The sequence below is a fragment of the Ureibacillus aquaedulcis genome (assembly GCF_030418165.1).
Classification (GTDB): Bacteria; Bacillota; Bacilli; order Bacillales_A; family Planococcaceae; genus Ureibacillus; species Ureibacillus aquaedulcis.
In genome coordinates this window covers 228,250-238,831 of record NZ_JAUHTQ010000005.1, presented here as the reverse complement: position 1 = coordinate 238,831, position 10,582 = coordinate 228,250, and the positions used below count along the sequence as shown (strand labels likewise).

Below are 10,582 nucleotides of genomic sequence, written 5' to 3'. Positions count from 1 at the left end.
TTTAAAAGAAAATGTCCTAAAAGTTTGTTAGCAAACTTTTAGGACATTTTTTTGTTATTAACTGAACTTCTAAGGTTTTACTAAGTATCCTACCAGATCTTGATTTCCAGCGAGTTATCATCACCCAATCACAATTTAGTTAAAAGCAGTTATAAATTCTTCTAGGATGGAACACCCTTCGAGAACCCGTTTTTTAAAAAAGGGGAGTTGGACCTTAAACTGGAACACTTTTAATACTGAACTGGAGGCTTCTATTTACCATTTTAACATCGGAATAGTGAATGATCAGTACATAAGTTTTGTTCACGTGCAAATCATATTTGGCTTTATAAGCACTTGTTATTCCTTCAAAAGCAGGTAGTAACCAATCCTTAGCAAAACGAATGCCCCCTGTTTAAAAATTCCTAGACTTGTGCAGGGATAACTAGTAGAAGGTTGCAAGTTATGATGGATTTCAAATTAGCGGAACGATGGACAATTTGTTTAATGACTTAATAACATCTCTCTTGAATAGATATGTCTCACATAAAGAGAGGTGGCACGCTAAAAATAAGTGTTAAATCAACTAGTTTATTCACTTGTTGTACAAATTTTACTATGTTTAAAAAGTTAAATAAAGGAAACCTTAAAAATAGGAAAAAGGAGGACGACAACATGAAACAATCCGAGATGCGACAATTAAAAGATACTTTACTGGAAGAACTGCAAGACCTAAAAGAAGGTCTTGAAACGCATGATGATATCGATCGAACGGAGTTATCAAATTATGATAATCACCCTGGTGATATTGCTTCAGACTTAACGATACAATTAACTGAATATGCTATGGACGATTTTAAACAAGAAAGCATAGACAAAATAGAAGCTGCATTGGAAGCGATGGAGAATGGAACTTATGGTGAATGTAAAGTATGTCATCAAGAAATTCCCTTTGATCGTCTTGAAGCAGTTCCAACAACATTGACTTGTGTCGAACATAGCCAAGAAAAAGTTGATATGGAAACAAGACCGGTAGAAGAAGAAATCATGAATGAGCTTACACATAAATCATTGAAGACTGTAGATTTTGAAGATGGTTCGGGAGAATTTCCTTCATCTGATAGCCCACAAGATGTACCGCAAGAAGTCATCCATCAAAATAATCAAGAAACGACAATCCGAGATAAATATCAATAACTAAACTTTCTAAAGAGATGTATGGAATTTTTCTCCCCAATTCCTATACAATATAGTTAAATTGAATTGGTGGGGGATACATGAATATTATTGATTTGCATTGTGATGTATTAGAGAAATTAACGCGGCTTGAGAATGTCAATTTCCGAAGTGATGCCCGGTTAGATGCAAGCTTGGAGAAATTAAAAGCAGGAAATGTGAAGGTGCAGGTTTTTGCAATCTTTGTGCATTCCGAGCTTCCTGACAACGAGAAATTCTTAGCCGCAATACGGCAGATTGAAGCTTTTCATACAAAAGTATTATGTGAGCCAGAAATGATACACATAACAGAGTGGGAGCAAATAAAGCAACTTGAGGATGGCCAGATCGGGGCGATACTGAGTTTGGAAGGCTGCGATTGTATTGGTGAAGACTTACAAAAGCTGGAGCACATTTTAAATGCAGGAGTAAAATTGGTTGGTTTAACATGGAATCACGAAAATGGCGTTGCCTTTGGTGCTTCAGAAGATTCCTCAAAAGGATTAAAACCTTTTGCAAAAAAGGTTGTCCAGTTATTAAATGAACGAGATATCATTATCGATGTATCCCATTTAAATGAACAAGGTTTTTTTGAATTACTTCCATTAGGCAACAAACTGATCGCAAGCCATAGTAATGCCAAGGCTATTTGTGACCATCCGAGAAATTTGAGTGATGTGCAGATCAAAGAGTTAGTAAAACATGGAGGAAGAATGCATGTCGTTTTCTATCCGCCGTTTATCGAAAATGGAAAAGAGACTACTTCCATGGCCTATTTAGTGAAACATGTCGAGCATATTGCTTCACTTGTCGGAATTCAAAACATAGGATTTGGTTCCGATTTTGACGGGATGGACCACACGGTAGAAAAGTTAGCAGATGCTGGGGAGTACCAAAACTTTATTAAAGCTTTACTGAAAACATTTACCTTTGAAGAGGTTTCCTTGATGGCGCATAGAGGTTTCAGTAAATTTGTAAATAGAATCTAAACTTGGCGGGAGAGGGAAATTCTCTCGCTTTTTTAATTGCCAAGATTACACATCCTTTACAGATAAAAAGCAGTGAGGAAACAATATCGATATTGTATATGTAAAAAAAGTGATATGATAGAATAGATATCGTAAATTCGAAAACAATACACATGAACATTTTAAGTAGGGTATTTCTGCTATTTTCAGCATGGAGAATACTATTTCAGCAAATAAAAAGGCATTAAGATTAGCCAAGTTTTCTGGGTAAATAAACTGCCTTTGATGGAGGGAAATTCGATGCATCAGAAGTGGTTGCATACCACTGAAGTAGAAGTGGAAACAATAAATTCAAGATTATCCTTCTATATTGAAACAATAGAAGTAAGTAGATTATCAGCCATGGCATTTTTCGCTGCCGGCGAATTGCAATATAAAGGACAGCGTTTCTTTTGGCAAAACCGCGAAAAAACATTCACATTAGTTGGACTTGGACATGCATTCAAAATTCAAAATAATGAAGGCAATGACCGTTTTGACTTAGTAGAAAAACAGTGGAAAGCATTAACGAAAAATATAGTGAAGGAAGAAAGAGAACCTCAACCAATATTATTTGGCGGGTTCACCTTTGATCCCATGAATGACAAAAAAGGTGAATGGGACGGTTTTCCACAAAGCTTCTTTTCGGTAGCTACATATCAACTGGTAATTCGTAACGATAAAGCTTATATCAGTATTCATTTAATTACAAATAAAGAAAATAGCCTTGGGGATTTCGAAGAGTTGCGAAAAGAACGCGATCACTTAATTCATGCTGCGCAAGTAAAAGAATTAAAAACATATAGTAAACCACTTATGATGAACTATCATGAGCCATTTAAACAGGAGTATCTGCAAACAATTTCTAATGTAACTAATCTAATCAAGGCAAATGAAGCAGAAAAAGTAGTAATCGCTAGATCGCTTGAACTGGAGTTTGAGGATACAGTAAGTTCACCCCAAGTATTATCACATGTGGTGAACGAACAGCCGGAAAGCTATTTATTTGGACTAGAGCATGAGGATCTATTATTCTTTGGAGCATCTCCTGAACGATTGGTGAAAGTGGAGGATGGAAAAGCCTTCTCGTCCTGTGTTGCAGGATCCATTAAACGCGGGAAAACAGCCGAGGAAGACAAGCAGCTGGGAGAGAGTTTACTAAAAGATGCAAAAAACTTAGGAGAACATCAATATGTTGTTGAAATGATTGCAAATACTTTTGAAAAAAATTGTTTTGAATATACAGTGCCAAAACAACCTAAGCTCCTGAAAATTCGCGATATCCAGCATCTATATACACCAGTTGAAGGGAAGTTGTCCAAAGGAGCAACCATCCTCCAACTTGTAAAGCTTCTTCATCCGACACCGGCTTTAGGAGGCGTCCCGCGGCAAGAAGCAATGACGGTTATTCGCGAAAACGAAGCCATGAACCGTGGATTATATGCTGCACCACTTGGTTGGATTGATGCAGAAGGGAACGGGGAGTTTGCAGTCGCTATTCGTTCTGCTGCATTAAAGGACAATAAAGCGTATTTATATGCTGGTGGCGGCATCGTTGCTGATTCCGAGCCAAATTCAGAGTATGAAGAGACATTAGTTAAATTCCGTCCAATGTTACGCGCTTTAGGAGGACAGTTACATGAATGAACGTGAAATATTAACCAACTACGTATATAAAATGGTTGCTTCACTTATGCAAAACGGCGTAGAGGATGTTGTGATCAGCCCTGGTTCTAGATCAACACCCCTTGCCTACGCATTTGCGTCAACAAAAAATATATCAATCTACAGACAAGTGGATGAACGATCAGCAGCTTATTTTGCTCTTGGAATCGCCAAAGCAAAAGCGAAGCCTGTTGTTCTATTATGTACATCAGGTACTGCTGCTGCAAATTATTATCCTGCTATAGTTGAGGCGAAATATGCCCGTGTACCTTTAATCGTCATTACTGCGGATCGACCGCATGAGTTACGTGAAGTTGGTGCTCCACAGGCAATTAATCAAATATCACTATATGGTGAACGTGTAAAGTGGAGTGCAGAGTTTCCCATTCCTGATGATGCGCCTATGACATTGCCTTATGTTGAACGACATATAGCACGAGGCGTTAGTATAGCAACAACAGCGCCATTTGGGCCGGTACATTTTAATGTACCATTCCGGGAACCTTTATTGATAGATTTCCAAGAGGAACTGCCAAAGCAAACTTTTAGAAATAGTCTTGTTGGACAAATTGCACCTTCACAGCAAGCAAAAGAATTACTCACTGCTGTTATCAATGAAACACAGAGAGGGTTCATCATTGTAGGAGAACTTGCACTGGGTACCGATCTACAGCAGATGTGGGCGTTCATACGTAAATTAAAATGGCCAGTGCTGGTTGAAAGCCTTTCAAATCTAAGAACAAATGTGCCGGAAGATTGTGGACAGTATATCGTTTCTACATATGACGCCCTTTTAAAGAGCTCAATATTTAAACAGCAGGTTGCTGCGGATACGGTTATTCGTTTTGGGGCTCAGCCTGTTTCAAAATTTTTAACTAATTTTCTAACAGAAACGCTGCCAACAAACTATATAGTGATTGATGAAGATCCAATGTTCCGTGATTCGGCAGCTGTTTCTACTCATTTTATCCACACAGCTATTGGAGAGTGGATTAGCGAGTTAAGTATTGAGAATACGGTATTTAGTGAGGAGTATTTGCTGAAATGGCGTACAAGTGAGGAGCTTGCAGCTAAACACATTCAATCGTATCAAGAAATTGAACAAGATGAGGGTGCAGTAGTACGTTTCTTGATCGAAAATCTACCTGACAATAGCGACCTCTTTGTTAGCAGCAGTATGCCGATTCGGGATATCGATACTTTCTTACTGCCTACAAAGAAGGATATCCAAGTTTTTGCTAACCGCGGAGCCAATGGGATTGATGGTGTAATGTCCACAGCCATCGGATTTAGCGAGGCAAGAAAAGAGCGGGAAATGTATCTGCTGATTGGGGATCTAGCTTTTCTGCATGATGTAAATGCCTTAATAGCTACCCGTTATCAGCCTTGTAAACTCAATATCATTGTTTTTAATAATGATGGTGGAGGCATCTTCTCATATCTTGCACAATCTACTGTTAAAGAATATTATGAGGATTTATTCGGCACTCCTACGGCATTGAGTTTTGCGGATGTTGCCCAAATGTATGAAATGGAATATATGGGGATTGAAGATTTTAAAGAAGTCAATAAAATAATGGAGCCACAAAAAAATCCCTTGCGACTGATTGAAATTTTTACGGACCGTCAGCAAAATGTTGCAAGCCACCGGAAACTTTGGCAACGCATTCAACAGGAGTTGGAGCAATGATGCTTCAGACTCAGGGAATTAGTGTAAATGTGCAGATGTGGAACGAGCATTTAGAGCAAACTATCGTTATGCTTCATGGTTTTACCGGCAGTGTCGCAACATGGGATAAAGTAGCACCCTGTATAAAGGATTATCGAATTGTTGCAATAGACTTAATCGGCCATGGTCAAACTGATTCCCCACCGCATGTCGAAGCATATACAATGGAAAAGCAAATAGTGCAATTGGATGAAACCTTCCAACAGCTAAATCTTCATGAAGTGATATTACTTGGGTACTCTATGGGTGGAAGGGTAGCTTTGTCATATGCTAAAACTTTCCCCAATCGAGTTTCACAACTCATTTTGGAAAGTGCATCACCGGGTTTGAAATCCGAAGAAGAGCGTACTTTAAGGCGAGATTCAGATGAAAGTCTTGCTAATCGCATTGAAACAAATGGTATGGAATCTTTTGTGAAAATGTGGGAGGACATTCCCTTGTTTGCAACTCAAAAAAAGTTGCCTCCAGATGTTCAGCAAACGGTCAGGAAAGAGCGTCTTTCACAATCAGAGGTTGGATTGGCAAATAGCTTAAGAGGGATGGGTACAGGTGCTCAAACCTCACTTTGGTCAAACTTAGGGGAATTGAGCATGCCGGTTACTTTAATAACAGGAGAACTTGATCAAAAGTTCTGTAAAATTGCTGAAGAAATGCAAGCGCTTTTACCAAATGCCCGACATCTTAAAGTGAATGAAGCCGGTCATGCAATTCATGTGGAAAATCCTGAACAATTTGCTACAATAGTAAAGGATGCTATAAAGATTAAGAAAAGCTAACCTGAGTACGTAACAAATGAATTCGTACGATATGGTACATTCCTTGAAGTAAGAGAATTAGCAAAAGCTTATCTTGGAAGCATTAGATACAAATATAGGGGGTATAAAAATGGCTCGTGAATGGACAAGTTTACATACTTATGAAGATATTAAGTATGAATTGTATAACGGTATTGCCAAAATTACGATTAACCGTCCGGAAGTTCGTAATGCATTCCGTCCGAAAACAACTGCAGAATTAATCGATGCATTTTCTCGTGCACGCGACGATGAGCGAGTAGGCGTAATCATCTTAACTGGTGAAGGAGAGCTTGCATTCTGCTCAGGTGGAGATCAAAAAGTACGTGGACATGGTGGATATGTTGGTGAAGATAATATCCCGCGTCTAAATGTATTGGATCTTCAAACATTGATTCGTAAAATTCCAAAACCTGTTGTTGCAATGGTAGCCGGCTATGCTATTGGCGGCGGTCACGTTCTACATATCGTATGTGACTTAACAATTGCAGCTGAAAACGCTCGCTTTGGCCAAACAGGCCCACGTGTTGGTTCATTTGACGGTGGTTATGGTGCAGGTTATTTAGCTCGCATCGTTGGTCATAAAAAAGCACGTGAAATTTGGTTCCTATGCCGTCAATACAATGCACAAGAAGCACTTGATATGGGGCTAGTAAATACGGTTGTGCCTTTGGAGCAATTAGAGGACGAAACGGTTAAGTGGTGTGAGGAAATCCTTGAATTATCACCAATGGCCCTACGCTTCTTAAAAGCAGCATTCAATGCGGATTCTGATGGCCTTGCAGGAATCCAACAGCTTGCAGGAGATGCAACACTTCTTTACTATACATCGGACGAAGCAAAAGAAGGTCGTGATGCATTCAAGGAAAAACGCAAACCAGACTTCGGTCAATTCCCAAGATTCCCTTGATATAGTTTTTACAGTAAAGCAAGAGAAGGTACTTCTTCTCTTGCTTTTTTTCGTGTGTTTATATTATCTCCAAAACAAGCTGAATACTTAGGGTATATGTTCTTGAACCCTATAAAACGTGTCCATGCTTTAGGTAGTTTCTTCCCACCTTTTAGTTTGACCTTTTCGCTATTAGCGTTAAAATTAGTATGCAAGAATTGGAGGAATGATAATGTATCCAAACTGGATTTTACAGCGTGCACACTTAACCCCTACTCGTACGGCATTAAATTATGAAGGCCGGAATTGGACTTTCGAAGAACTAAAAAAAATATCAGTTGAGAGAGCCGGACAACTAACAGCATTGGGCGTTAAACCCAAAGAGCGTGTGGCTATTCTTGGTCCAAGCCAACCAAGACTTATTTTTATGATGTTTGCATGTATGCATCTTCAATGTGAAATGGTCATGTTAAACCGCAAGTTATCGAAGCATGAACTAGAGTATCAAATAGAGGATGCACAAGTAGAAAAAGTGCTTGTTGATGATGAAGATCTATCGCTTCTACCCGATCATCAAAAACCTATATTGTTTTCTGTCGTCGAAAGTATAATGGGACAACCATGTGAAATCAGTAAAGAATGGGACATGGAGCAAACGATTTCAATTATGTACACATCGGGAACAACAGGATATCCTAAAGGCGTACGTCAAACAGTAGGAAACCATCAAGCCAGTGCTTTGGCTTCTGTTTTGAATATTGGTTTAACAGAAGAGGATGTTTGGCTTTGTGCGGTTCCATTATTCCATATAAGCGGTTTTTCAATACTGGTTCGCTCTTTATTATATGGGAATGCTGTTAAGCTTTATAAAAGGTTTGACATAGAAGGAACTATAATGGATATAGCAGATGGGCATGTCACACATATGTCTGCGGTAGCGGTGATGTTGCAGCGAATTCTACAAGGACTGGAAGAGAAAGGGTTGAAGGCTTCTCCGAGATTTAAATTAATCTTGGCTGGTGGAGGACCTGTTCCGGAAAAATATATCGAACGGGCTCATCGCTTAAAATTAATGGTTTCTCAAACTTATGGAATGACAGAGACCTCTTCTCAAACCGCAACATTATCAAATGAAGATGCATTGAGGAAATTAGGCTCTGCCGGAAAGCCGCTATTCTTTAATCAAATTCAAATTTCTGACGCTTTGTCCCCAAGAGAAATGGGAGAAATTTTAATCCGCGGTCCACATGTTACGCCGGGATATATAGGGCGATTCTCAGAGAAAAGCTCCACTATTGATGGTTGGTTACATACTGGCGATATTGGTTACTTAGATGAGGATGGCTACTTGTTTGTTGTTGATCGCCGTTCCGATTTGATCATCTCCGGTGGGGAGAATATTTACCCAGCCGAGTTGGAGAATGTGCTGCTAAGTCATGAAGCAGTTCAAGAAGCAGGTGTCTGCGCCATAGAAGATGAAACATGGGGACAGGTTCCGGCAGCATTCATTGTACTAAAATCGGATGCGACAGAGGCTGAGCTGATCCAGTTTTGTTCAGAAAGGCTGGCAAAATACAAAGTACCTCGGTATTTTTATTTTGTACCAAATCTCCCCCGGAATGGTTCGGATAAATTAATGAGAAGAAAGCTAAAAGAATTATTGCAGTAAATGAAAAAGGTTCGCCTCCAAAAATATTGAGGTGAACCTTTTTCGATTTTTCGGTTTAAGGATTTAAAGCTTGTTTTAATGTCTCGATATTCTTTTCCATAAGTGTGAAGTAGGTTTCACCATTCTCGATATCCTCTTCTGTTAATACGCTTAAATTATGTAATTCAAGCGAGTCCGCGCCAACTTCATTCTGAATAACTGAAGAAAGTTTAGAAGATACATTTTGTTCAAATAAAATATATGAAACCTGTAACATTTCAGCTTGATCGACAATCTTTGTTAATTCCTTTTGGGATGGCTCACTTTGTGAATTAATCCCTGCAATTGCGATTTGATCCAGTCCATAACGATCAGCGATATAACCGAAAGATGCGTGAGAAACAAAGAATGTTTTAGTTTCTGCTTCTGAAGCCATCTGTTCAAACTGTTGGTCCAAGGATTCTAATTCAGTCATTAACTGGTCATAGTTTTCATTTAGTAATTGTTCTTGTTCTGGAAGGGCAGCTACAAGTTCATCTTTAATAGTACCTGCTAAATCTTGGGCAAGAACTGGTGACAACCAAATATGTGGATCTGTATCGCCGTGATTATGGCCCTCATGTCCTTCTTCCTCATGATCATGGTCATGCCCCTCATCACTGTGTTCTTCTTCTGCGGATGCATTTAGCATTTCATCAGAAATAGCATCAGAAGTTGCAACCAGTTTAACATTTTCATTTTTCAAAGTGTTTTTGGCATTTTCTACAAATCCCTCCAGGCCCAATCCGATATAAAAGAACAGGTCTGCATCGGCTAGTGACATCATATCAGCTTGAGTCGGTTCAAATGTATGTTCATTTGTTCCGGGCGGGTAAATAGAAGAAACATTGACATAGTCTCCACCAATACGCTCTGCAAAGTAGCTTAATGGGTAAACTGTTGTATAAATGTCGATTTTATTTGCATTTTCTTCAGTAGTCGTTTCTTTGTTGTCGGTAGTCGCTACCTCGTTATTAGTAGTTGTTGTGCTATTACATGCTGTTAAGCCAAGGAAAAGAGCAGCAATCAATAGTAAAAAAGATAATTTTTTCAAATCATATCAAACCTTTCTAAATAGTAATAATTACTATTTGCATTTTCAACATTCTCAATAATACATGAAGTAGTGAAAAAATACAATTAGAAATTCAATATTCCTTAAAAAAATCTCCATACGTGTATTTATTCAAAAATAAAAGACCCTCGAATTATTTTTTCTTCGAAGGCCATTCTTCTGGAACCGGGTCAAATCCACCTGGGTGAAATGGTTGGCATTTTAATATTCTTTTTGCAGTCAAGAAAAAGCCCTTAATTGCTCCGTGCTTCTGGAATGCTTCTAAACCATATTGAGAACATGTAGGATAAAACCGGCATGAAGGAGGTGAAACAGGGGAAATTACTCTGCGATAGAATTTAATTAGCCAAATAAAGGGATATTTCATTATACTGTATTCTCCTGACTCGCTAGAAAGATTTGCTTGCAGATTGGATTCAATCCTTTGTTTAAATAACTTCTTTTATTTAACGGTATACATAAGACAACTTAGGTTGTGTGTTAGCAAAAGTTCTAACAAACTACTATTTGATTATAAAGCAAGAAAGGAAAACGGGGTTAAT

9 protein-coding genes are annotated in these 10,582 nt (G+C 38.6%); 7 read left to right on the top strand and 2 right to left on the bottom strand.

Features of this window, described 5'->3' with window-relative positions:
- Nucleotides 1–654 precede the first annotated feature (654 nt).
- The 7 genes from QYB95_RS09460 to QYB95_RS09430 all read left to right on the top strand — a co-directional run bounded on the left by QYB95_RS09460 (nt 655) and on the right by QYB95_RS09430 (nt 8,947).
- Nucleotides 655–1,176, top strand: coding sequence for a TraR/DksA C4-type zinc finger protein (locus QYB95_RS09460; protein ID WP_301138088.1), 522 nt, complete (start codon nt 655–657; stop codon nt 1,174–1,176).
- Nucleotides 1,177–1,256: 80 nt separating this feature from the next.
- Nucleotides 1,257–2,183, top strand: a complete 927-nt coding sequence (locus QYB95_RS09455; protein WP_301138087.1) for a dipeptidase — start codon at nt 1,257–1,259, stop codon at nt 2,181–2,183.
- Nucleotides 2,184–2,462: 279 nt separating this feature from the next.
- Complete coding sequence (locus tag QYB95_RS09450) at nt 2,463–3,848, top strand: isochorismate synthase (RefSeq protein ID WP_301138086.1); 1,386 nt, start codon at nt 2,463–2,465, stop codon at nt 3,846–3,848.
- Complete coding sequence (gene menD / locus QYB95_RS09445; protein WP_301138085.1) at nt 3,841–5,556, top strand: 2-succinyl-5-enolpyruvyl-6-hydroxy-3-cyclohexene-1-carboxylic-acid synthase; 1,716 nt, start codon at nt 3,841–3,843, stop codon at nt 5,554–5,556. Before QYB95_RS09450 ends, menD begins: the two co-directional genes overlap by 8 nt.
- Nucleotides 5,553–6,371, top strand: coding sequence for a 2-succinyl-6-hydroxy-2,4-cyclohexadiene-1-carboxylate synthase (gene menH / locus QYB95_RS09440; protein WP_301138084.1), 819 nt, complete (start codon nt 5,553–5,555; stop codon nt 6,369–6,371). The genes menD and menH overlap by 4 nt, the downstream gene beginning before the upstream one ends.
- A gap of 109 nt (nt 6,372–6,480) precedes the next feature.
- Nucleotides 6,481–7,299 carry a 1,4-dihydroxy-2-naphthoyl-CoA synthase gene (gene menB, locus QYB95_RS09435; protein WP_301138083.1) on the top strand — a complete coding sequence of 273 codons (819 nt, stop codon included), beginning with the start codon at nt 6,481–6,483 and terminating at the stop codon, nt 7,297–7,299.
- 211 nt (nt 7,300–7,510) lie between these two features.
- Entirely contained in the window at nt 7,511–8,947 is a 1,437-nt protein-coding gene (locus QYB95_RS09430) for an o-succinylbenzoate--CoA ligase (protein ID WP_301138082.1), read from the top strand.
- Nucleotides 8,948–9,002: 55 nt separating this feature from the next.
- Here QYB95_RS09430 and QYB95_RS09425 read toward each other — a convergent pair whose 3' ends face one another.
- Nucleotides 9,003–10,019, bottom strand: coding sequence for a metal ABC transporter solute-binding protein, Zn/Mn family (locus tag QYB95_RS09425; RefSeq protein ID WP_301138081.1), 1,017 nt, complete (start codon nt 10,017–10,019; stop codon nt 9,003–9,005).
- Nucleotides 10,020–10,173: 154 nt separating this feature from the next.
- Entirely contained in the window at nt 10,174–10,407 is a 234-nt protein-coding gene (gene yidD, locus QYB95_RS09420; protein WP_301138080.1) for a membrane protein insertion efficiency factor YidD, read from the bottom strand.
- Nucleotides 10,408–10,582 lie beyond the last annotated feature (175 nt).